General features: G+C 32.3%; 18 protein-coding genes. 1 reads left to right on the top strand and 17 read right to left on the bottom strand.

Annotated elements, in window-relative coordinates:
* Window position 1: 1 nt before the first annotated feature.
* The 17 genes from RCH19_RS04730 to RCH19_RS04650 form a co-directional block, all read right to left on the bottom strand.
* Complete coding sequence (locus tag RCH19_RS04730) at window positions 2–1,435, bottom strand: leucyl aminopeptidase family protein (RefSeq protein ID WP_343022256.1); 1,434 nt, start codon at window positions 1,433–1,435, stop codon at window positions 2–4.
* Window positions 1,436–1,488: 53 nt separating this feature from the next.
* A complete protein-coding gene (locus RCH19_RS04725) occupies window positions 1,489–2,619 on the bottom strand; it encodes an alpha/beta hydrolase-fold protein (RefSeq protein ID WP_343022255.1) in 1,131 nt (376 codons plus the stop codon).
* Between the two features lie 135 nt (window positions 2,620–2,754).
* Window positions 2,755–3,354: a bifunctional phosphoribosyl-AMP cyclohydrolase/phosphoribosyl-ATP diphosphatase HisIE gene (hisIE, locus tag RCH19_RS04720; RefSeq protein ID WP_343022254.1), complete on the bottom strand. Its 600-nt coding sequence runs from the start codon at window positions 3,352–3,354 to the stop codon at window positions 2,755–2,757.
* Between the two features lie 45 nt (window positions 3,355–3,399).
* Window positions 3,400–4,155 (bottom strand): imidazole glycerol phosphate synthase subunit HisF, encoded by a 756-nt coding sequence (hisF, locus tag RCH19_RS04715; RefSeq protein WP_343022253.1) that lies wholly within the window; start codon window positions 4,153–4,155, stop codon window positions 3,400–3,402.
* Window positions 4,156–4,188: 33 nt separating this feature from the next.
* Window positions 4,189–4,548, bottom strand: coding sequence for a four helix bundle protein (locus RCH19_RS04710; protein ID WP_343022252.1), 360 nt, complete (start codon window positions 4,546–4,548; stop codon window positions 4,189–4,191).
* Between the two features lie 57 nt (window positions 4,549–4,605).
* Window positions 4,606–5,337, bottom strand: coding sequence for a 1-(5-phosphoribosyl)-5-[(5-phosphoribosylamino)methylideneamino]imidazole-4-carboxamide isomerase (gene hisA, locus RCH19_RS04705; protein WP_343022251.1), 732 nt, complete (start codon window positions 5,335–5,337; stop codon window positions 4,606–4,608).
* Between the two features lie 41 nt (window positions 5,338–5,378).
* Window positions 5,379–5,960: an imidazole glycerol phosphate synthase subunit HisH gene (gene hisH, locus RCH19_RS04700; RefSeq protein WP_343022250.1), complete on the bottom strand. Its 582-nt coding sequence runs from the start codon at window positions 5,958–5,960 to the stop codon at window positions 5,379–5,381.
* Window positions 5,961–6,052: 92 nt separating this feature from the next.
* Window positions 6,053–7,189, bottom strand: a complete 1,137-nt coding sequence (hisB, locus tag RCH19_RS04695; protein WP_343022249.1) for a bifunctional histidinol-phosphatase/imidazoleglycerol-phosphate dehydratase HisB — start codon at window positions 7,187–7,189, stop codon at window positions 6,053–6,055.
* 58 nt (window positions 7,190–7,247) lie between these two features.
* On the bottom strand, window positions 7,248–8,297 hold the full coding sequence (gene hisC / locus RCH19_RS04690; protein WP_343022248.1) for a histidinol-phosphate transaminase: 1,050 nt from the start codon (window positions 8,295–8,297) through the stop codon (window positions 7,248–7,250).
* A complete protein-coding gene (gene hisD, locus RCH19_RS04685) occupies window positions 8,287–9,579 on the bottom strand; it encodes a histidinol dehydrogenase (RefSeq protein WP_343022247.1) in 1,293 nt (430 codons plus the stop codon). The genes hisC and hisD overlap by 11 nt, the downstream gene beginning before the upstream one ends.
* Window positions 9,580–9,693: 114 nt before the next feature.
* Entirely contained in the window at window positions 9,694–10,551 is an 858-nt protein-coding gene (hisG, locus tag RCH19_RS04680) for an ATP phosphoribosyltransferase (RefSeq protein ID WP_121925193.1), read from the bottom strand.
* Between the two features lie 270 nt (window positions 10,552–10,821).
* Window positions 10,822–11,334: a hypothetical protein gene (locus RCH19_RS04675; protein WP_343022246.1), complete on the bottom strand. Its 513-nt coding sequence runs from the start codon at window positions 11,332–11,334 to the stop codon at window positions 10,822–10,824.
* Between the two features lie 42 nt (window positions 11,335–11,376).
* Window positions 11,377–12,495 carry a VIT1/CCC1 transporter family protein gene (locus RCH19_RS04670; RefSeq protein ID WP_343022245.1) on the bottom strand — a complete coding sequence of 373 codons (1,119 nt, stop codon included), beginning with the start codon at window positions 12,493–12,495 and terminating at the stop codon, window positions 11,377–11,379.
* A 14-nt stretch (window positions 12,496–12,509) separates the two neighbouring features.
* The gene (locus tag RCH19_RS04665) at window positions 12,510–13,625 is read right to left on the bottom strand and encodes an efflux RND transporter periplasmic adaptor subunit (RefSeq protein WP_343022244.1); all 1,116 of its coding nucleotides are present in this window, start codon (window positions 13,623–13,625) and stop codon (window positions 12,510–12,512) included.
* Window positions 13,626–13,635: 10 nt separating this feature from the next.
* Window positions 13,636–17,970 carry a CusA/CzcA family heavy metal efflux RND transporter gene (locus RCH19_RS04660; RefSeq protein ID WP_343022243.1) on the bottom strand — a complete coding sequence of 1,445 codons (4,335 nt, stop codon included), beginning with the start codon at window positions 17,968–17,970 and terminating at the stop codon, window positions 13,636–13,638.
* Window positions 17,971–18,026: 56 nt separating this feature from the next.
* Window positions 18,027–19,421 carry a HAMP domain-containing sensor histidine kinase gene (locus RCH19_RS04655; protein WP_343022242.1) on the bottom strand — a complete coding sequence of 465 codons (1,395 nt, stop codon included), beginning with the start codon at window positions 19,419–19,421 and terminating at the stop codon, window positions 18,027–18,029.
* A 4-nt stretch (window positions 19,422–19,425) separates the two neighbouring features.
* Window positions 19,426–20,088, bottom strand: a complete 663-nt coding sequence (locus tag RCH19_RS04650) for a response regulator transcription factor (RefSeq protein WP_343022241.1) — start codon at window positions 20,086–20,088, stop codon at window positions 19,426–19,428.
* A 196-nt stretch (window positions 20,089–20,284) separates the two neighbouring features.
* Here RCH19_RS04650 and RCH19_RS04645 point away from each other — a divergent pair, with 196 nt between their 5' ends.
* The gene (locus tag RCH19_RS04645; protein ID WP_343022240.1) at window positions 20,285–22,390 is read left to right on the top strand and encodes a sulfatase-like hydrolase/transferase; all 2,106 of its coding nucleotides are present in this window, start codon (window positions 20,285–20,287) and stop codon (window positions 22,388–22,390) included.
* The last annotated feature ends 243 nt before the right edge of the window (window positions 22,391–22,633 follow it).

The following is a 22,633-nucleotide window of genomic DNA, read 5'->3' as shown; positions in this document are numbered from 1 at the left end:
TTTATAAATTTTCAATGAATTTAGTTAATAAATGAACACCAAACGCAGTGGCATGTTTACTTTTAGCAAATTCGTCATCGCCAAAAGTCACACCTGCTACATCCAAATGTGCCCAAGCAGTATGCTCTTGTGTAAAATATTCTAAAAATTTTGCTGCGCTAATCGCCCCAGCAACTGGTTTGCCACTGTAATTTTTAACATCTGCAATATCACTTTCGATATCTTGTTTGTAAACATCCCATAGCGGTAATGGCCATAAACGTTCACCAATTGCATCTCCAGTGTCCTGCAACTTAGTTGACATTTCCGTGTTATTAGTAAATAATGCACCACATTCTGTACCAAAAGTTCCAATACTACTTCCCGTAAGTGTAGCAATATCAATCATATAATCTGGCTTAAAATTCTTTATCATATAGGACAAACCATCAGCTAACACAAGTCTTCCTTCAGCGTCTGTATCAATAATTTCAATTGAATTTCCGCTGTAACTTGTAATTACGTCGCTTGGTAAAAAGGATTTCGCATCGACTGAATTTTCAGCACACGGGACGATTGCCGTTACTTTTACTGGTAATTGTAGATCCGCTATAAGCTGCATTGCTCCTAGAACAGCTCCACCACCTGCCATATCACACTTCATATGGAGCATTCCTGCGGTTTTAATGTTTAGGCCTCCTGTATCAAATGTGATTCCTTTTCCAACTAATCCAATGTGTTTAATAGAATCTCCGGGAACTTTTGGAGTATACTCAATTATGATAAATTGAGGTTCGTTTTCGCTTCCTTTCCCAACTGCTAAAAATGCACCTAAACCAGCAATTTTAGAATCTTCAAATCCTAAAACAGTTACTTCAAATCCGTATTTTTCACCGGCATCTTTTGCCCATGTCGCTAAATATTTTGGAGTGACTTTGTTAGGTGGTAAGTCAACTAAATCAAAAATGTTCAGCTGTGCTTTTGCAATTTTTAAAGCTTTTTCGGCTGCGGCCAAATGGTTATTAGTTGTAACCAAGTTTAGCGTGAAATCTTGCTCTAAAAAAGGATGTTCTTTCTTATCTGATTTAAAATGTCCTAAATTATAAGTTCCTAAAAGTAAACCAGATATAGAGGCTTCAACTTGATTATCCTCGAATCCCTCTGGTATAACTAATGTAACACCTGTACTAAAGTGCTCTTTTTGTTTAGCTGAAATACGACGAAAAATATTCTTTAAAGATTTATAATCAATAGATTTTCCTAATCCAATAAACAGATAAGTAGTATCATTTTTTTCGGTTAAATAATGCGTGTCCTTTTTGCCAAAGAAAAGCTTGGACGAAACTTCAACTTCATTAAATGAAATTGGAATTTTATTTTTATCGTATGTTTCGAAAACTGGAATTAAAACTATTCCTGAAGAATTATCTAAGTTTTGAATTGTATTTATTGTCATTGTTTTTTGTTTAATTTTTGTTTGGAAATCAAAACTTAAAAAGTTTTAACCTCCTACTTTGTTTGAAAAAATAGCCATTCAATCGCCTTGGGGAACTCATCACTCCAGAACGTTTCGGTATGTTTTCCTTCTCTATTTATACTTAAATTAATATTTGATTTATCAGCAACAAAATGATTTGATACTAAATCATTTTGAAATTTTGTAATATGTTGGATCATAGTTTTACTTTCATCGCCACCAGCGTAGAGATAAATTTTAGTATCCTCTAGATCTTCGCTTTTAGAATCGATTTTTAACTCTGGAACTACCCAAAGTGAAGGTGAGAAAATCATTAATTTTCCGTACACTTCAGGATTTCTCAAGCCACTAAAGATGCTTATTAATCCTCCTAAAGAGCTTCCACCAATTCCAGTAAACTCACGTTCAGGTTTTGTTCGAAAATGCTGGTCAACAAATGGTTTTAACGTATCAGTTACAAAACGAATATATTTTTTTCCTTGTCCTTTTCCAAGGACCGTCTTACCTACATTATATTCTTTAATTCTATCCTCCTCAGCATGCTCAACTGCGATAACAATTATTTTTCCAATTTTGTACTCTGACATTACTGCCAATTTTTTATCAATTTCCCAATTCCCAAATTCTGCCGCTTCATTAAATAGATTTTGCGCATCTTGTAAATACATTACAGGATAGCTCGCTCCAGAATTGTCATAGTCATGAGGCAGTAAAGCCCATATTTTTCTTGTTTTGTTAAGTTGTGGGATTTCAAACTCATCTGAAATTAATTGCACTTGTGGTAAAAAAGATTGCTTAAAAGGAAGCCAGTTTTTTCTCCATCGTGCCACATGTTCTTCTTTAACGCCAGTATGCATTGTTGTGGAACGGTTTTCTGTACGATTACCTTCACTATCAATTTCTACCTCACTCCAATCTCCTTTTGTAAATTTATATAAAAGCTCAACTGGATAATTAAATTCGTGAGGAAACTTGTAGTGATAAGAATTAGATCCTATTTTTTCCATCATAAATTCCTTATCCTGCGTTCGCCAATTATTAAAATTACCGGAAATGTAAACTGGTCGAGCATCCTCTTCATCAGTTTTTAAAATGATATATAAACTTATATTGCTGTCTTTATTTTGCTCTTCTGCCACAGCAGCATTATTTTCTGAATCCATCACTTACATTTTGTTCTACACTTTTATCTAAATAGTAAATATAATAGATTGTTTATTGAAATAAAAGAAAAAAGAAGACCCAACAGTAAATCATTTTACTATTGGGTCTTTCGATCAATCTATTTTATTATCTTTTTACTTCTGACGACTTTTTAATACGTCGACCACATCATCGAGTTTAAATCCTTTAGCTTGTAGTAAAATCAGGTAATGGAAAAGTAAGTCGGCACTTTCACTTAGAAACAAATCATCATTGTCATCCTTTGCTTCAATAACAACTTCAATTGCTTCCTCACCTACTTTTTGAGCAATCTTGTTCATTCCTAATTTAAACAATGATGCAACGTAGCTTTTTTCAGAATCTGCATTTTCTCTACGAGTCGTGATAGTGTTTTCTAGCGTAGAGACAAATCCATAATCTGTTTTATTTTCTTCAGCCCAACACGTATCGGTTCCTTTATGGCAAGTTGGTCCTTCTGGTTTAACTTGGATTAATAAGGTGTCGTTATCGCAGTCATTTTTAATTTCGACCAAATTTAAAAAGTTTCCACTTTCTTCACCTTTTGTCCAGAGTCTCTTTTTACTCCTACTGTAAAATGTTACTTTATTTGTTTCGACAGTTTTTTGATAAGCTTCTGCATTCATGTAACCCAACATCAAAACATTTTTAGTTTCGCTATCCTGAATAATTACAGGAATTAATCCGTCTGTATTTTTTGAAAAATCTATGTTCATTTTTTAAGTCTAAAGTTGTAAAGTCACGATTCTTAGTGTTAAACACTAAATTCTGACCTCTATATTGTTATTTTTGAGTTCGTTTTTCAGCGTTTTAATTTCAATTTCTTTAAAGTGAAAAACACTTGCTGCTAATGCTGCATCCGCTTTTCCATCTTTAAAGGCGTCAACAAAATGTTGAATAGTTCCAGCGCCACCTGAGGCAATTATTGGAATATTTACTAGTTCAGATAATTTAGCTAAAGCCTCATTTGCAAAACCATTTTTAGTTCCATCATTATCCATGGAAGTAAATAAGATTTCTCCGGCACCACGTTGCTCCACTTCTTTTGCCCAATCAAATAAACTCCACTCTGTCGGCACTTTTCCACCAACTAAATGCACTACCCATTCTCCATTAATTTGTTTAGCATCAATGGCGACAACAACACATTGACTTCCAAATTTTTGTGCTAAATCGTTGATTAATTGCGGATTTTTTACTGCTGAGGAATTGATAGAAACTTTGTCAGCTCCATTTTGCAGTAATACTTCAACATCTTCAACAGAGGATATTCCACCTCCAACGGTAAAAGGAATATTAATCGTCGAAGCTACTTTACGAACTAAACCAACTAATGTTTTTCTTCGCTCTTCAGTCGCCGAGATATCTAAAAATACTAATTCATCTGCACCTTCATCCGAGTAAATTTTAGCTAATTCAACAGGATCTCCAGCATCTCGTAAATCTACAAAATTTACACCTTTTACGGTTCTTCCGTTTTTAATGTCGAGGCAAGGGATTATTCTTTTAGTAAGCATATTGATCAAGTATTAATTAGTAAGGATTAAGGATTAAGTTTTTTTTTGATTATTTTTAGCAGAAATGATAATGCTCTTTATCAATTTTAAAACTTCAATACCATCATTGTTTAAACTTTCAAATTCAGCATAAGAAAGATAATTTGTTGCTTGTAAGAGTTCCAACCAGTATAAGGTTTCGTCGGCCTCTTTTTGTGAAATTCCCATCTTATGAATAAAATCAGGTTTACTTTCTGCATTTTTTGCCTCACGAATATTAGCTCCAACTGAAGTACCTGAACGTAAAACTTGTTTACTCATTACGTATTCGCTTCTAGAAATTAACGTTTTGTATAAATTTACTATTCGAATAGCAAATAAAAAACTTTTTATTTTAATAATGTCATCACTCATCCTTACAATTTAAAATCTATTATTAATCTTTTTTACTAGATACTTATGAGTTATTACTTAATACTTATGACTTAAAACATAGTTTTCTAATTGTTTCATTGAAATCCTACCCTCGTAGATTGCTTTTCCTATGATTGTTCCTTCACAGCCTAGTTCAGCTAATTTGGGTAATTCATCAAAAGTAGAAATTCCTCCAGAAGCGATTAATTTTATTCCTTTGGCTTCCGCCAAAATTTTAGCGTATAAATCAAAACTTGGTCCCTCGAGCATTCCGTCTTTAGCAATATCAGTGCAAATAACGTACTGAATTCCTCTATCTTGATATCCTTGAATGAAAGGAACTAAATCTTCATCAGATTCCTCTAACCATCCAGAAACTGCAACTTTTTCATTGTTTGCGTCCGCTCCTAAAATGATTTTGTCAGCTCCGTATTCAGCAATCCATTTTTCAAAAATAGCTCTATTTTTTACGGCGATACTTCCACCTGTAATCTGGTTTGCGCCACTTTCAAAAGCAATTTTCAAATCGGCATCCGATTTCAATCCGCCACCAAAATCAATTTTTAATTTTGTTTTACTTGCAATTTGCTCTAATATTTTATAATTGACAATTTGGCTTGATTTAGCACCATCTAAATCTACTAAATGTAGATATTCAATGCCGTGAGCTTCAAACTCTTTTGCTACTTCTAGCGGATTTTCGTTGTATATAATTTTGGTATTGTAGTCACCTTTAGATAAACGAACACATTTTCCGTCTATAATGTCTATTGCTGGTATTATTCTCATTTATTAATAGTCTTAAAGTTTGAAAGTCTAAAGTCTTAAAGTTACATTTTTAAGAAATTAGACAAAATTTGTTCTCCCACATCACCGCTTTTCTCGGGGTGAAATTGCGTTCCGTAAAAATTATCTTTTTGTAAAGCGGAAGCATATTCTACTTCATAATCTGTTATAGCAATGGCTTCGTTGCAAAGAGGTGCATAAAAACTATGAACTAAATACATATACTCATTGTCAGTTATTCCACTAAATAAAGGTGAACTCAAATTGTAGATTTGGTTCCAACCCATTTGTGGCACTTTCACTTTATTTGAAAATTTAACAACGTCAACATTAAAAATACCTAAACCTTTGGTATCGCCTTCTTGTGATGATTTACACATTAGCTGCATTCCTAAACATATTCCTAAAACAGGTTGTTTTAAGGTTGGAATCAAAGTATCTAATCCGCTTTCAATTAGCTTTTTCATGGCTGAACTTGCTTCACCAACACCCGGGAAAATTACTTTGTCTGCCGCTTTTATTTTTTCTGAATTACTGCTCAAAACAGCTTTATATCCTAATCTTTCGATAGCAAACATAATGCTTTGTATATTTCCTGCTCCGTAATTTATGATAACTATTTTCATTCTTCTTCTTTTACTCCTGCAAGGTTTTTAAAACCTTGTAGGTTTAGTTATGAATACCTACAAGGTTAAAAAAAACCTTGCAGGACTAGTATTTACAACATGCCTTTTGTACTTGGCAAAATCATTTTTTCGGTATCGCGTTTTATAGCTACTTTTATCGCTTTAGCGAAAGCCTTAAAAATGGCCTCTATTTTGTGATGCTCGTTAATTCCTTCTGCCTTAATGTTGATGTTAGCTTTTGCACCATCCGAAAATGATTTGAAAAAGTGTAAAAACATTTCTGTTGGCATTTTTCCCACCATTTCACGTTTGAATTCCGTTTCCCAAACTAACCAGTTTCTTCCACCAAAGTCAATAGCTACTTGCGCTAAGCAATCATCCATTGGCAAACAAAAACCATAACGTTCAATTCCTAACTTATTCCCTAATGCTTTTGCAAAGACTTCTCCCAACGCAATTGCGGTATCTTCAATAGTATGATGTTCATCAACTTCCAAATCTCCTTTTACAAGAATTTCTAAATCCATTTGCCCGTGACGTGCAATTTGGTCCAACATGTGATCGAAAAAAGCTATTCCAGTTTCGATTTTGCTTTTTCCAGTTCCATCAAGGTTTAATTTTATAAAAATATCGGTTTCATTTGTCTTTCTTTCAATTGACGCTGAACGTTCTTCTAATTTCAGAAATTCATAGATTGTTTTCCAATCCGTAGTTTGCAATGCAATTACAGAATCTAATTCTTCTCTTTTAGAAGCAATCTCACCGCTTCCTAGAGCTTCATCCGTATTTATGAAGATTGCTTTCGAACCTAAATTCTTTGCTAGTTCAACATCAGTAATTCTGTCACCGATAACAAATGAATTTTCTAAGTCATATTCTGCATTGTTAATGTATTTAGTCAACATTCCAAGTCCTGGCTTGCGTGTTGGAACATTTTCATGTGGAAATGTTTTATCAATTAACACATCGCTAAAAACAACGCCTTCGTTTTCAAAAGCTCTCATTACTAAATTATGTACGGGCCAAAAGTTAGCTTCTGGATGTGAATCAGTTCCTAAACCATCTTGATTGGTGACCATCACCAATTCAAAATCTAGTTCTTGCGCTATTTTACCCAAATATTGAAATGCAAATGGATAAAATTCTAGTTTTTCAAAACTGTCTAATTGATAATCGTTTGGTTCTAAAACCATCGTTCCATCACGATCTATAAAAAGTATTTTTTTCATTTTATATTTTTTTACAACCAACCCACTTTTTTTATAATTCAAAAAGGGAGAAAAGTATTTAAATTTCTTTTAAAGCAGCTATTAATTTTCTATTTTCTTCTTCAGTTCCAACCGTTAAACGTAATGTGTTTTCACATAAGGCCTGTGTAGTCCTATTGCGAATAACAATTCCTTTTGCAATCAAATCAGCATATCTTTTATTAGCATCATCAACTTTAATTAAAATAAAATTCGCTTCTGTTGGATAAATTTTTTCCGCAAAGTTAATATCAAGCAAAACTTTAAGTAATGCTTCTCTTTGTGTTATAATTGAGGCGATTTCCTTTCCTATTTGGTTCGTATCATCTAAACGAGATAATGCTCGTTTCTGACTCAATTCATTTACATTGTACGGTGGTTTTATTTTATTTAAAACTGAAATCACCTCACTTGAACCATAACAAATTCCTAATCTAATACCTGCTAATCCATAGGCTTTTGACAAGGTTTGTGTAATAACTAAATTAGGATATTCATCCAATTCATTGATCCAACTTTCCTTTTGTGAAAAGTCAATATAAGCTTCGTCAATTACTACTAATCCTTTAAAATTCTGAAGGAGATATACAATACTTTCATCAGAAAAAGTGTTTCCTGTTGGATTATTTGGCGAACACAAAAATATCATTTTAGTTGCATCCGTTATAGCTGCCATAATTTTTTCAATTTGTGGCTGAAAATCATTTGACAATAGAACTTCTTTATTTTCAACGGCATTGATATTAGCTAAAACTCCGTACATCCCGTATGTTGGTGGCAAAGTAATTACGTTGTCTACTTTTGGTTCGCAGAAAGCTCTAAATAGTAAATCTAAAACTTCGTCACTTCCATTACCTAATAAAATTTGTGATGTTTTTACATTACGCTGTTTGGCCAAAATCCCCTTTACACTCATTTGCTGTGGGTCAGGATAGCGGTTAACACCATTTTCAAATGGATTTTCATTTGCATCTAGAAAAACCATATTGGCTGTATCAAAGTCTTCAAATTCATCACGTGCAGAAGAATAGGGTTTTAAAACTTTTACATTTTCCCGAACTAAATCATTGATATTAAAATTATTTTTCATTTTCAATTGCTTTTAATCGTAGTGTAACTGCATTTTTGTGTGCTTGTAATCCTTCAGCTTCAGCCATTACTTCAATTGCTTTTCCGATATTTTGTATTCCCTTTTTAGAAATTTTTTGGAAAGTCATTGCTTTAGTAAAACTATCTAAGTTTACGCCACTGTAATTCTTAGCATAACCATTTGTTGGCAAAGTGTGATTTGTTCCTGAAGCATAATCTCCTGCACTTTCCGGAGTATAGTTTCCTATAAATACAGATCCCGCATTAAAGATTCCATTGCTATAAAAGTCATCAAACTCTGAACAGATAATGAAATGTTCTGGTCCGTACTCATTAATTAATTCTAAAGCAATTTTGTCATTTTCAACAAATATTAATTTTGAATTTGCTATAGCTTTTTCTGCTATTTCTTTTCTTGGTAGAACATCGAGTTGGATTTTAATTTCTAATTCAACTTCATCAATCAGTTTTTTTGAAGTAGATACTAATATTACTTGGCTATCTGCTCCATGTTCCGCTTGAGACAATAAATCTGAAGCTACAAAAGCTGGAATTGCAGTATTATCAGCAACAATTAATAGCTCAGATGGTCCAGCAGGCATATCGATTGCGACACCAAATTGAGTTGCTAGTTGTTTTGCTACAGTTACATATTGATTTCCAGGTCCGAAAATTTTATAGACTTTCGGAATTGTTTCTGTACCAAAAGTTAGTCCAGCAATCGCCTGAATTCCTCCTACTTTCAATACTTTAGTTACACCACATAAATTTGCTGCATATAAGATGGCAGGATTTATTTTTCCATTTTTATCAGGTGGTGAACAAAGAACAATTTCATTACATCCAGCGATTTTAGCTGGAACAGCAAGCATTAAAACTGTCGAAAATAGTGGTGCAGTTCCGCCAGGAATATATAAACCTATTTTTTGAATAGGTCTTTTTTCTTGCCAACAATTAACACCTTCTATGGTTTCTACATTTACTTGTGGTGTTATTTGCGCAGTATGGAATTTCTTAATATTCGACTTTGCTAATTGAATAGCTTCTTTTAACTCAGAAGATAAAGAAAGAACTGCTTCATCAATTTCTTGCGCGGTCACTTCAATATTTGGAAGAATAGCACCGTCAAAAAGCGATGTGTATTTTGCAACAGCGCTATCACCCTTTTTTTGAACTTCTTTGAAAATTTCTTTTACAGTCGCCTCGATATCATCGACAGTTTTTGTAGGACGCTCTAATATTGAGGACCAAGTATCTGGTTTTGGATTGTATATTTTATTCATTTGTTAAAGTTTAACCGCAAAATTTACAATGGTTTCGCAAAGTTTGCAAAGTCTATTATTGCTTTTTTGTATTTTGAAAATTCATTTTGTATAATGTACCCTAAATTTCATGATTTACAATACCATTTTTTCAATTGGACAGATCAAAATTCCTTCGGCACCAGCTTCTTTCAGGCGGTCAATAACATCCCAAAAAGTATCTTTATCAATTACAGAGTGTACACTACTCCATCCTTCTTGAGCTAAAGGAAGAACGGTAAGGCTTCGTAGCACTGGTAAAATCTTACCTATTTCATCAATTTTATCGTTAGGTACATTCATTAAAATATACTTTGATCTACGTGCTCTTAAAACTGATTCAATTCTAAATTTTAGGGTGTTAATTATTTTTTGAGATTCCGGACTTACTTTTGGTGAAACCGCTAATACAGCTTCACTTTTAAAAATAACTTCTACCTCTTTTAAATTATTTTTAAATAATGTACTACCACTTGAAACGATATCTACAATTGCATCAGCTAATCCAATATTTGGAGCGATTTCAACCGAGCCAGATATTTGGTGAATATCTACAGAAACTCCTTTAGAATTAAAGAAATCAAGAACGGTTTTAGGATAAGAAGTAGCAATTCGCATACCGTCCAGATCTTTAACTGAATTGTATTCGAATGCTTTGGGCACAGCAACTGAAACCTTACATTTTGAAAAACCTAATTTCTGAATAACTTCAATATCTCCGCCTTTTTCAACCAATAAATTGTCTCCAACAATTGCGATATCTACTACGCCATCCATTAGATACTGTGGAATATCTGAGTTTCTTAGATATAAAACTTCTAAAGGGAAATTTGATGCTTCTGCTTTTAACTGATCAATCCCATTGTCGATTGAAATACCTGCATCCTTTAAGATTTGTATGCTTTCTTCGTTTAAACGTCCTGATTTTTGAATTGCAATTTTTAATGTACTCATTTTGTTTTATTTTTTTTGTTTAAAATATTTTGATTGAGTACAAATAATGGGCAATAAAAAACCCGTTTGATGTACTCAAACGGGTTTTTAGAATATGATGATTTACAAACATACCATTAACACATCGCTTGAGAGCAATAATGAAAATGATGGTGATGTAGTTGATTTGTAAACATTTTTATTTTTCTGAATAATTGTTGTGCAAATATAAGAGATAAATTATTTAAATTCCAATTAATTTTTAAACTTTATAGTTGAAAATTGTTAAACTTATTTTTCATTATGCTCTTTATCAACCTTTATTGTATTTTCAGTGTCTTGTAAAAGATCAGAACTATTCGTTTTTGCTCTAATTTCAGTATGACGAATCTCACCTCCTGATGTTCCAACTAATTGGGCAATGAAAACAGTTGCGACAGCTACGATGAGCGCAATAATAGAAACGAACTTAGCTTTAGAATGATTTTTAAAATTTAAAAATAATCCCGCTAACGAAATTCCAGCTAATACATAAAGTGCTAACGCTAACTTCTCAGCAATTTCCTCATGCTCATGAATAATTTGCTTACCAATCGAAGGCATATCTTCAACCATTTCCTCTGCTCCTTCTCCCGTTTGCATGCTCAGTGCTGCAAAAATTGCTGCCACAATAAATAAAACGTACGCAGTATTTTTTACTGAATTATTTTTTAAAAACATCCCTGTGATTAGAATTCCAAGCGCTAAAATCGTTCCAATGATTGGAAAATGATTTACTACTAAGTGTAAATGTGCGTCGTTCATAACATTGTAATTTTAAGGTTAGTATATTGTTATTTAAATTTTTTATCCGGCTAATGATACTCCTATCAAAGATCCAATTCCATAGGTTATTGCGGCGGCGGCTAAGCCAAATCCAACTTGCCTAAATCCTGAGAATAAAACACTTTTTCCTGTTAACAAAGTGATTGCAGCACCAATTGCAAATAGCCCAACAATACTGCTCGCAACACTTAAAAATATTGCATTTGTACCTTCAAGTATCATAAAGGGATAAAGCGGAATAATTGCTCCGATTGCAAAAAGTACAAAAGAAGCAATCGAGGCTTCCCAAGCTGAACCGCCTAATTCTTCTTTATCGATACCTAACTCTTCGGTTATGATAGCATCAATAGCGGTTTCATGGCTTTCAAAAGCTTTATCAGCTAGTTTTTGAGCCTCAACAACATTCATTCCTTTTGCTTGATAAAGCAATACCAATTCTTTTTTCTCCTCTTCCGGAGAAGCTAACAATTCTTCCGTTTCTAAATCAATTTGGCGTTGGTTCAATTCTCTCGAACTTTGTACCGAAAGCCATTCACCCAAAGCCATCGAAATCGCTCCTGCTAATAGTCCAGCGATACCAGTCAATAAAATGGTATTGTTAGAAACTGCGGCTCCAGCTACTCCCATTACCAAGCTCATATTAGAAACTAATCCATCATTCGATCCTAAAACTGCGGCACGCAAAGCATTACCTCCCACAGATTTGTGTCTACTTTCAAATTTAGATAACAATCCTCCTGATACATTTAGTGCAGCATTATTATTTACAGCCTCGATTATTTTAAGATGATTGTGCTCAAATCCTGTTGGCTTCTCTCCAGTTTGGATTTTGTTTTTAATTAAATTTACTGCAAATTGCTTTTCTATACTTGCCAGACTACTAATTATTGAACTGTATCCAAATAGTTTTCCCAATTTCAGTTGGAACTTAGCTCGCGAAGAAGGTAAAGGCATTTTAAAGTTCGAATCAATCTTCAAAACTTTATCTAACATATGCTGAGCATGACCTTTTTCTATATCTGATAAACTATTTAATACTCTTGTCAAATTATCATCAGACTGTATAGCAGCAATACTATCGTACAAAAATGCTGTATCGACTTCTGTTTGCAATTGACCTTTTAATTTGTTTAAATCCATTTTGTCTGTATTATTTAATTTACCAAATCAAAAACACCTTTTGTCAAAATTTTAGACGAGGAATTAATAGCTGTATTTGGAATAATCTCTACAAATTTTTCTGATTTCTCTCCTATTGTAACATTCACTTTCTTAAATGAATAACCGTTTTTTTGATTATCCAACAAGAGCACATAGTGCTTTTCATTTTCAGTTATTAAAGCTTCGGCAGGAATTGCTAAACCTTTTTTAGAATCTGTGACTATGTTAGCTTCAACAAACATTCCTGTAATTAGCTTTTGCTTTATATTTTCATCTAGATGCGCGTGGACATTTATAGTTCGCTCTTTGCCTTCAATTGATTTTCCAACTAAATGTACTTCTGCATTAAATATATCTTTAGATGCTTCTGGAACTTTAAATGTTATTTTTTGACCAATTTTGACCTTTAAAATGTCTTTTTCAAAAACAGCCAATTCGAGATGAAGGTGATCTGTGTCAACAATTTCTAAAATCACATCAGCAGGCGCGACGTACATTCCCACATTAGCATTCATAATAACAATGTCGCCAGATATAGGAGAAAAAACGGTAACTGTCGATGTTAAGTTTCCATTCTCCACATTTCGAGGATTAATGTTAAGTAGGACTAATTTAGCACGCAAACTTTGATGCATTGATTTGGCTCTTCTATATTCACTTTCCGCTTTTAAATAATTTTTTTGAGAAGTTATCTTTTCATCAAATAAAGTTTTTTGTCGGTCATATTCTGATTTTAAAAAATTTAGCTGTTCTGCAACCTCCATGTAATCTTTTTGAATATCCAAGAATTCAGTATTTTGAAGCACTAATAAAGCCTGACCTTTTTTAACTTTATCTCCTACAAGCAGTGTAGTTGATTTAACGTAACCTCCCATAAATGTAGTTACTTTAGCACGATTCTGAGGTGGAACGTCAATCTTTCCAGATGATTTCACTGTTACATCAAAATCTTGTTCGACTGGACTTTCCATTTGCATTCCTGAAGATCTAAATTGATTGTTGGTCACTGATATCAAATCCTCATTTTGTGGCGCTTCTTCTTCCGTTTTAGCTTCCTTACAAGAAAACAAAACAAGAGATAAAGCAGTTATATATAGTATTTTTTTCATTATAGTTTTCTTAAAAATTTAAATAGTATAAGTCTAATTGTGTCTGATTGTATTGTAAAATAGTGTCTAAATAATCTACTTGTATCGTTGTAGCATTTTCTAAACTTTGTATGTATTGAAAAAAATCTATTTCACCATGCTTGTAGCTATTATTTCCAACCTTTATAATCTCATCCGACAATTTTTTTCCGTACAAGTTGTAGTAATTTATCGCCTCTTGATACTTGGCTAACTCGTTTGTTTTTTGATTAATATACTGTTGAATTTTAAACTCTTCATTTTGCTTTTGTTGTTCCCAGCTTTGCATTTCTAGCTTTGCCACTTTAGTTTTGGAAACGTTGCCATTAAATAATAATGGAATAGCCACTCCTACTTGAAATCCATATAAAGATTGCGAAAGACCTTTATCTCGACCTTGGAAATAATCTAAGTTAAGATCTGGTAGCCAGTGCTGTTTTTGCAATTCTAATTGATTCTTATACGTTTTAGTAACACTTTCTAAATAAGCATTATATGCATATGTACTTTTATCATCACTATTAGCGTTTAAAAGCTCCATAGTTTTATTTCCGATTACTAATTTTTCGTCACTTTGAACTATCGAGTACAGTAATTCATATTGTGCTTTTTTATCATTTTCAATTTGAGAAAGTTTTGTTCTGATCTGTCTGAACTTAGCTTGCGCAGTTATTTTTTCTAAATAATTGGTCTCTCCTAATTCGAATCGTCTGTCACTTGCTTTTGAAAAATTTTGATACAAACTGTCCAAATAGTGATACAGTTTTTCTTGATTTTGTAAGTAAACAATATGTTGGTAGGATTTAGAAACCGCTAATGAAAGCTTGTTCTTTTCAATGTCAAAACTTGCTTTTTGTTTTTCAAATTCAGAAGTATATACTTTTTTTTGTGCTCCATAAACAGTCGGAAATGAAAATCGTTGCTGTACTCCAATAACTTTTAAGGGCTCATTAGTCGTAGTTAGATTATTTTGATCGTAACTATAGTAAACATTAGTTTTCTCAAATGTGTATGCATTGCTAATATTAGATTGTGTTTTATCAACTTGCAATTGAGCTGCTTTAATTCCTTTATTATTTTGAATAGCCTTTGCCATCAAGCTTTCTAATTCTGGATTAGAGTTTTGAGAAAAAGCGAATGAAGTGAATAAAAAGAATGCTATGATGTACATACCGCTTTGATGCTTTTTAAATTTGGCTTTTTTAAATTCTTTGCTGTCAAAAACTTTAAATAGAATAGGAAGTACAATCATTGTTAAAATAGTAGCTGTGAAAAGTCCACCTATAACAACCGTTGCAAGAGGTCTTTGAACTTCAGCACCTGCAGATGATGAAATTGCCATTGGTAAAAAACCTAGAGCAGCAGCAGCAGCAGTTAATAAAACAGGACGTAATCGATCGGTAGTACCTTTTAAAATTAATTCGTCTATATCTTTCATTCCTTGGTGCTTTAGTTCTTTAAAATGTTCAATTAAAACAATTCCGTTTAATACTGCGATTCCGAAAAGAGCTATAAATCCAACTCCAGCTGATATACTAAATGGTAGATCTCGAATCCATAGAAATAAAATACCGCCAACAGCTGAAAGTGGAATAGCAGAATAAACCATTAATGCTTCTTTTACAGACCCAAAAGCGAAATACAACAAAATAAATATTAAGAATAAAGCGACAGGTACTGCAAGCATTAGTCGTGCTTTAGCGCTTTGTAAATTTTCAAATTGTCCGCCATACTTTATGTAATAACCAGCAGGCAATTTAATATCATTATCTACAATTTTTTGAATGTCTAGAACTACACTTTGTAAATCACGATTTCTAACATTAATTCCGATAGCAATTAGTCTGTTTGTGTTTTCTCTCGAAATTTTAGCTGGACCTTCTGTGTACTCAATTGAAGCTAATTCACTTAATGGAATTTGGTCTCCAGTTGCGGTTGCAACATATAAATTACGTAAATCATCTATATCGTGGCGGTTTTCTTGATCTAGACGGATAACCATATCAAATCTTTTTTCACCTTCAAATACATTTCCAACAGTTTTTCCGGCAAAGCCAAGGGCAATCATTTCATTTAAATCTGAAATATTAAGGCCATATCGCGCGATTTTAGAACGATCATAAACTACTGACATTTGAGGTAGACCCTCTGTTTTTTCGATAATAATATCTGATGCACCTTCAACTTTAGCAATAGCGTTTTTAATTTCGTGTGCTTTTTTTGCTAAAATATTTAAATCCTCGCCAAATATCTTAACAGCGACATCAGAACGAGTTCCTGAAATTAACTCGTTAAAACGCATTTCGATAGGTTGTGTAAACTCAATTTCCATCTTGGGAATTTCATTTTCAAGTGCTGCTTTAATTTTATCTGCTAGTTCGTCTTTATTTGAAGCGGAAGTCCATTGCGATTTTGGTTTTAACTTTACAATGACATCACTTTCTTCCATTGACATTGGGTCAGTAGGAACTTCTGCAGCACCGATGCGGCTTACGACTTGCTCTACTTCTGGAAAATTTTTCAATATAATTTTTTCAATTTTCGTGGTAATTCCGATAGTTTTTGTGAGCGAAGTTCCTGTTTTTAAAACGGGCTGAATAACAAAATCACCTTCATCTAATGTTGGAATAAATTCCCCACCCATTGTAGTAAATATTGCTCCACTTAAAAGCAATAAACCTAATGCTCCATATAATACTTTTTTAGTATTACCAATTGCCCATGTAATTACTGGTAAATACCAAGAATTCAATTTTCGAATTAATTTACTCGAAATAGAATTTGGATTCTCTGCTTTTGGTTTTAAAAATAAGGAAGAAGCTACTGGAACATAAGTAAAACAGAAAATCATAGCCCCTATTAAAGCAAAACTAAAAGTCATTGCCATAGGTCTAAACATTTTACCTTCAATTCCTGAAAGCGATAAAATAGGAATAAATACAATCAAAATAATCAATTGGCCAAAAATAGCCGAATTCATCATTTTAGAAGCGCTCTTGTAAGTGATTTGGTCAATTTCTAATTGGCGTTCTTCTCTTTGCATTCCTACTAAATGCGCTGATTTACTAGCAATTTGGAACGCAATAAATTCCACAATAATTACCGCTCCATCTATTATAATTCCGAAATCAATCGCACCAAGGCTCATTAAGTTTGCGTCAATTCCAAAAATATTCATCAACGAAATAGCAAACAATAAACATAACGGAATAACAGATGCGACAACTAATCCTGAACGCCAATTTCCTAATAAAAGGATGACAACAAAAATTACTATTAAGCATCCTAAAATCAAATTCTCAGCAACAGTGAAAGTTGTTTTCCCAACTAGTTCACTACGCTCTAAGAAACCATTAATATAAACACCATCAGGTAATGTTTTTTGAATTTCGGCAACTCTGTTTTTTACATCATCAATAACTTGCTTTGAATTGCCACCTTTAAGCATCATAACTTGGCCTAAAACCTTCTCGCCTTCTCCATTTCCTGTGATTGCTCCAAAACGATTAGCATGACCAAAACGAACTTGCGCTACATTTTTGACATAAACCGGTAAGCCATTTATATTTTTTATTACGATATCGCCAATGTCAGATAAGGAATTTACTTTTCCTTCACCTCTAATAAAAAAGCTTTGATTTACCTTTTCAATATAGGCACCACCAGCAATACTATTATTTTTTTCTAATGCTGTGAAAACATCAGTTGTTGTAATGTTCATTGCTTTTAAACTCGATGGATTAATTGCAATTTCATATTGTTTCAAAAAACCACCCCAAGTATTAATTTCTACAACTCCTTTAATACCAGACAGCTGACGCTTCACTACCCAATCTTGAATAGTTCGCAAATCAGAAACTGTATAATTATCTTTAAATTCTGGTTTTACCTCTAATGTATATTGATAGATTTCTCCAAGTCCTGTAGTTATTGGGCCCATTTCTGGTGTTCCAAAACCTTGTGGAATTTTCTCAGATGCTGCTTTTATTTTTTCAGCAATCAATTGTCGAGGTAGATAAGTTCCTAAACCATCTTCGAAAACGATAGTAACAACTGATAAACCAAATTTAGAAATAGAACGGATTTCTACAACTCCGGGCAAATTTGCCATTTCAATTTCGACTGGATACGTGATAAACTGTTCGATATCTTGCGTAGAAAGATTTCCAGATGTAGTAATAACTTGAACTTGATTGTTCGTTACATCAGGAACGGCGCCAATTGAGATTTGGAAAATAGAGAATAATCCAAATAAAAAAATACCGAGAGTGAAAAGCAAAACAATGAGTTTGTTTTTTAAACTGAAAGCAATTATTTTTTCAAGCATTTTTATTTTATTTACACATCAAAAGTAATACTTAAAGATAAGGATAACCTTAAGAACTACTTAAGTTCTGCTTCATGTAAACTTAAAATTACTTTTGTTCCAATGCCCTCTTCACTTGTAATTCCTATTTCAATTAATAATAATGCACACAATCTATTCACAATTGAAAGTCCTAATCCTGTTCCCTTAATTGCAGGATGATCGTTTGATTTTGAGCGATAAAAAGGATTAAATACTTTCTGTAAGTCGTCAGTAGGTATCCCTATTCCAGAATCTATAATATGGCATTCAATTTTATTAATGCTAGAAATTATTTTAATAGTTATGGAATCTTCTTGATTTGAATATTTAACCGCATTCGATATTAAATTATTAATTATAATCAAAAATAAATAATTATCAGTATCAGTATAAAAATCTCTTGTAAAATCAGTTGCGATAGTAATGTTTTTCGACTGAATCTTCGAAGAATAGCGCGCAATAGCATCTAAGAATACTGCATTTAAATATACATTTTCAATATTCAAAGTCTGCTTTTGGTTTTCGAATCTAGCCATTAATAAAAGTTGATCAACTAAATGATTTAATCGATCCACTTCGTTTACACAAAAATTTATTTTGTCTTGATATTCCGCCGTATCTCTAGGTTTTCTTATTAAAACTTCAAGCGTTCCTTTAATTACAGTAAGCGGTGTTCTTAACTCATGCGATGCATCTGATGTGAATTGCTTTTCTCTTTCAATTGCGGTTTCTACTCGGTCTAATAAACTGTTAATAGTTTGAGATAAAACATATAATTCATCTCTATTTTGCGGTAAAGGAATACGAGAAGTTAAGTTGTCTTTGGTAATTATATTCGAAGTCGTAATTATCGAATTTATAGGTGCGATACTTCTTCCAGCAATAAAACGAGCAATAAAGAACAGTAAAATCAATATTAATGGATAAGCGATACTGAGTATTTCTGATAAATTAAGTAAAACTACAGAGGCACCTTCTAGCGACATTGCAATTAATATATATCCTACAGCTGTAGAACCATCAAAAATAGGTACTTGAATCTGCCGAATTTTATTACCTAATATTTTGGTGTCAAATAATTCGTTGTCAGCTACTTTTTTGTTAAAATGCAAAACTTGATTTTTTAAGTTAGGCGACTTTTCAATAATAGTTCCCTCTTTATTTAAAAACTGAATAAAAACGGGATTTACATCAACCGTATTATGTTCGCGCTCTTCCCATTCCTCCATATGAATCAGGGAGAAAGAATTGTTTTTTATTTCAATTTCGTTTAAATGATTTTTAACTTCTTTAGAAATATCAGTATTTAAATGATTGTAGACGCTTAATTTCACGATCGAATAGATCACAAAAAAAACTACAAAAATTAATAATGCTGTAGTAATAATGTAATAAGAAGCAATTCTATTTTTAAACGAAAGTTTCTGCATTTTTTTAATCGTTAGCTATATAACCCACACCGCGGACGGTTTTGATATAGTCTTCTTCTATTTTTAAATTTAATTTTTTACGTATTGCATTTATAAAAACATCAATCACGCCAGTATCATATTCAAAATGAATATCCCAAACATCTTCAATAATTTGTGTCCTAGTGCATACTTTTCCTTTATTTTTAACCAAATAAGAAAGTAACTCAAATTCTCTTTGTGTCAATGCAACTTCATTTTGATTAACTGACACTAGATGTTTAGCACTGTCAATCTCTATAGTTCCAAGTGTCAAAATTTCTTGATTATCTATATTCCTAAAATGAATTTTTATACGTTCTAGAAGTTCGTCAAAACTAAATGGTTTCTTGATATAATCGTTGGCACCTGCTTTAAGTCCTTCAATGGTTTCTTGAACGGTATCTTTAGCTGTCAAAAATATAATTGGAGTTTTACTATCTTTTAGTCTAATTGCTTTACACAATTCTAAGCCAGTCATTTTTGGCAACATCCAATCTAATAAAATTAAATCAAAATCCTCTTTTTGTGTGATTTCAAGTCCTTGTAAACCATCTGAAACGCTAGACACATGATAACCCTCTTCTTGTAATCCTTGTTTTAGAAATTGTACAATTCCTGCTTCATCTTCTACAATTAAAATATGCATAGTATCCATTTTCTGTAAAATTAGGATTTATTATTAAAGTGTTGTTTAAACAACCTTCAAACTTATTCTTTTAATTTCATAGTTAATAGCCGATAGATTCTATCTTAAGCCAATATTAATTCTTATAAAAAACATTAAGCAATTCTTAAAAATTAAGTAACATAAATTACTATACTTTTGCGTAAAATATAAATATATGAATTTATCTAAAAAAGCTTCTCCGTTTTATTACTTACTACTGTTTTATGTAGCTGTAAGCTTTATCGTGCGAATAATTCTCTTTTTTCATCCTATTACGCAAGCTACTTTCTCGACGGTAGATACATTATCCGTGTTTTTATTAGGATTTATTTCAGACTTATTTATTTTTATATTGATGAGCGGAATTCTATGGCTCTATCTTATTTTTATTTCGAATAGTAAATATTACAAACCGTATGGTTATATTATTTTTGGATTATTTATCGCTTTATTCTTGTACATTTTATCAGGTAAATCAGTGCTCAATGAGTACGGTGGCGCATTACCAAAAATAGGTTTAATCTTCGTAGGATTAAAAACATTATTATTTGGATTACTTCTTTTCTTACCTAAATATCGTAATCCTATTCGTTTTTGGTTATTCTCTTTTGTAATCTTTCTGTATGTGGTATTAATTCTTCAAAATGGAATTAGTGAATACTTTTTTTGGAATGAATTCGGGGTTAAATATAATTTTATAGCTGTAAACTATCTGATTTACACTAATGAAGTTATTGGTAACATCATGGAATCCTATCCTGTTATTCCAATTTTTTCTGCACTATTCATAATTGCTGGTCTAGTTACTTGTTTTATAGTAAAAAAGTCAAAAGTATATATTGAAAATGTTCCAACATTTCTAGAAAAATTGAAGATTTCTGGAATTTATGTAATTCTAATTATCCTCTCTTTATTTTTAATTCCAGCCTTGGCAAAAAAGGAAAATGCCCAAAATATATTTGCCAATGAATTACAAGCAAATGGTATTTACAAATTTTATTTGGCATTCATGAATAGTGAATTAGATTATTATAAATTCTACAAAACAGTTCCTAATACTGAAGCTTTTGCGCAACTAAAAGTTCAAATCCCGTCTATTACAGGAGAAAATACTTTAAGACAAATAAAAAGTGAAGCATCAGAAAATCATAAAAATGTAGTTCTAATTACAATAGAAAGTTACAGTGCTGAATTTATGAAAATGTACGGTAATGAGCAAAATATAACACCCTTCTTAGATAGTTTAGCCACTAAAAGTTTAGTTTTTACTAATTTATACGCCGTGGGAAATAGAACAGTTCGAGGTCTTGAAGCTGTAACGCTTTGTTTCCCTCCTACCGCTGGTGAAAGTGTTGTAAAAAGAAAAGACAATAAAGATAAATTCTCAACTGGATCTATCTTCAAAGCAAAAGGTTATGATGTAAAATACATGTACGGTGGTGATGCTTTCTTTGACAATATGGAAGATTTTTTCGGTGGAAACAGTTATGACATTGTGGATAAAAAGACTTTTTCACCAAGTGAGATTACTTTTGCCAATATTTGGGGAGTTTGTGATGAAGATATGTATAACAAATCTATCAAAATCATGAATGAAGAAGCGCAAACAGGCAAGCCGTTTTTTAACCATATCATGACGGTGAGTAATCATAGACCGTTCACGTATCCTAATGGGAAAATTGATATTCCCGGCGATGCAAAATCACGTGATGGTGGTGTTAAATACACTGATTATGCAATGAAAAAATTCTTTGAAATGGCAAAGAAACAACCTTGGTTCAACAATACGGTATTTGTTATTGTAGCTGATCACTGTGCTTCAAGCGCAGGTAAAACAGAACTTCCTGCTGATAAATATAGAATTCCAGCGATGATATACAGCCCTGGTTTTGTTGAGCCGCAGCACTACACAAATTTAATGTCACAGATAGATGTTATGCCAACAGTTTTAGGTTTATTAAACTTTAATTATCAATCTAAGTTTTATGGTCAAGATGTTTTAAAACCAGACTATAAGCCTCGAGCTCTAATTGCAACGTACCAAGATTTAGGATTAATTAAAGACAATATTTTGACAATAATATCTCCAAAACAAAAAGTGAAGCAGTTTCAGTTAACCTTACGACCAGATCAAAAAGTAGCAACTGAGTTTCAAATTTTCTATGATCAAGTACCATTAAAAAAAGAAAGAGCAGATTTAGTCAATGAGACGATTTCCTATTATCAAACCGCATCTGATATCTTAAAAAATAAGAAATACGAGAAAATTAAGTATCATTAAAATTGGTCAGATCAATATTCTCATCCTTTTTAATTTGTCTTAAATAGACGAGAGTCCTTCAGATATGATTAATTTGGACTAAGAAATAATAGATAGGTCGATGTAAATCAATTTGTGATAAATTGTGGTTTGAGAAATTAAATCAACTGCTAAGCAAAAATAAAATTTTTTTTACCATTACTTTTTCAGCTGATAAAGTAGAACTAAATCTTTATAAAAAAGAAAAAAAAAACGGCTGAGATA

It is taken from the genome of Flavobacterium sp. PL12, from assembly GCF_039123485.1.
In the GTDB taxonomy this organism is placed as follows: Bacteria; Bacteroidota; Bacteroidia; order Flavobacteriales; family Flavobacteriaceae; genus Flavobacterium; species Flavobacterium weaverense.
Note: the sequence above shows the minus strand (reverse complement) of the source record. Positions and strands in the feature narration are given on the sequence as shown.

Excerpts from the sequence above, each read along its gene's own strand:
- RCH19_RS04665 (WP_343022244.1), bottom strand. The coding sequence starts at position 13,625 with ATGAAAAAAATACTATATATAACTGCTTTATCTCTTGTTTTGTTTTCT.
- hisA (WP_343022251.1), bottom strand. The coding sequence starts at position 5,337 with ATGAGAATAATACCAGCAATAGACATTATAGACGGAAAATGTGTTCGT.
- hisC (WP_343022248.1), bottom strand. The coding sequence starts at position 8,297 with ATGAAAAATAATTTTAATATCAATGATTTAGTTCGGGAAAATGTAAAA.
- RCH19_RS04730 (WP_343022256.1), bottom strand. The coding sequence starts at position 1,435 with ATGACAATAAATACAATTCAAAACTTAGATAATTCTTCAGGAATAGTT.
- hisD (WP_343022247.1), bottom strand. The coding sequence starts at position 9,579 with ATGAATAAAATATACAATCCAAAACCAGATACTTGGTCCTCAATATTA.
- RCH19_RS04650 (WP_343022241.1), bottom strand. The coding sequence starts at position 20,088 with ATGCATATTTTAATTGTAGAAGATGAAGCAGGAATTGTACAATTTCTA.
- RCH19_RS04655 (WP_343022242.1), bottom strand. The coding sequence starts at position 19,421 with ATGCAGAAACTTTCGTTTAAAAATAGAATTGCTTCTTATTACATTATT.
- RCH19_RS04660 (WP_343022243.1), bottom strand. The coding sequence starts at position 17,970 with ATGCTTGAAAAAATAATTGCTTTCAGTTTAAAAAACAAACTCATTGTT.
- hisB (WP_343022249.1), bottom strand. The coding sequence starts at position 7,189 with ATGAAAAAAATACTTTTTATAGATCGTGATGGAACGATGGTTTTAGAA.
- hisIE (WP_343022254.1), bottom strand. The coding sequence starts at position 3,354 with ATGAACATAGATTTTTCAAAAAATACAGACGGATTAATTCCTGTAATT.
- RCH19_RS04670 (WP_343022245.1), bottom strand. The coding sequence starts at position 12,495 with ATGGATTTAAACAAATTAAAAGGTCAATTGCAAACAGAAGTCGATACA.
- RCH19_RS04675 (WP_343022246.1), bottom strand. The coding sequence starts at position 11,334 with ATGAACGACGCACATTTACACTTAGTAGTAAATCATTTTCCAATCATT.
- hisH (WP_343022250.1), bottom strand. The coding sequence starts at position 5,960 with ATGAAAATAGTTATCATAAATTACGGAGCAGGAAATATACAAAGCATT.
- hisG (WP_121925193.1), bottom strand. The coding sequence starts at position 10,551 with ATGAGTACATTAAAAATTGCAATTCAAAAATCAGGACGTTTAAACGAA.
- RCH19_RS04645 (WP_343022240.1), top strand. The coding sequence starts at position 20,285 with ATGAATTTATCTAAAAAAGCTTCTCCGTTTTATTACTTACTACTGTTT.
- RCH19_RS04710 (WP_343022252.1), bottom strand. The coding sequence starts at position 4,548 with ATGAGTGATGACATTATTAAAATAAAAAGTTTTTTATTTGCTATTCGA.
- RCH19_RS04725 (WP_343022255.1), bottom strand. The coding sequence starts at position 2,619 with ATGGATTCAGAAAATAATGCTGCTGTGGCAGAAGAGCAAAATAAAGAC.
- hisF (WP_343022253.1), bottom strand. The coding sequence starts at position 4,155 with ATGCTTACTAAAAGAATAATCCCTTGCCTCGACATTAAAAACGGAAGA.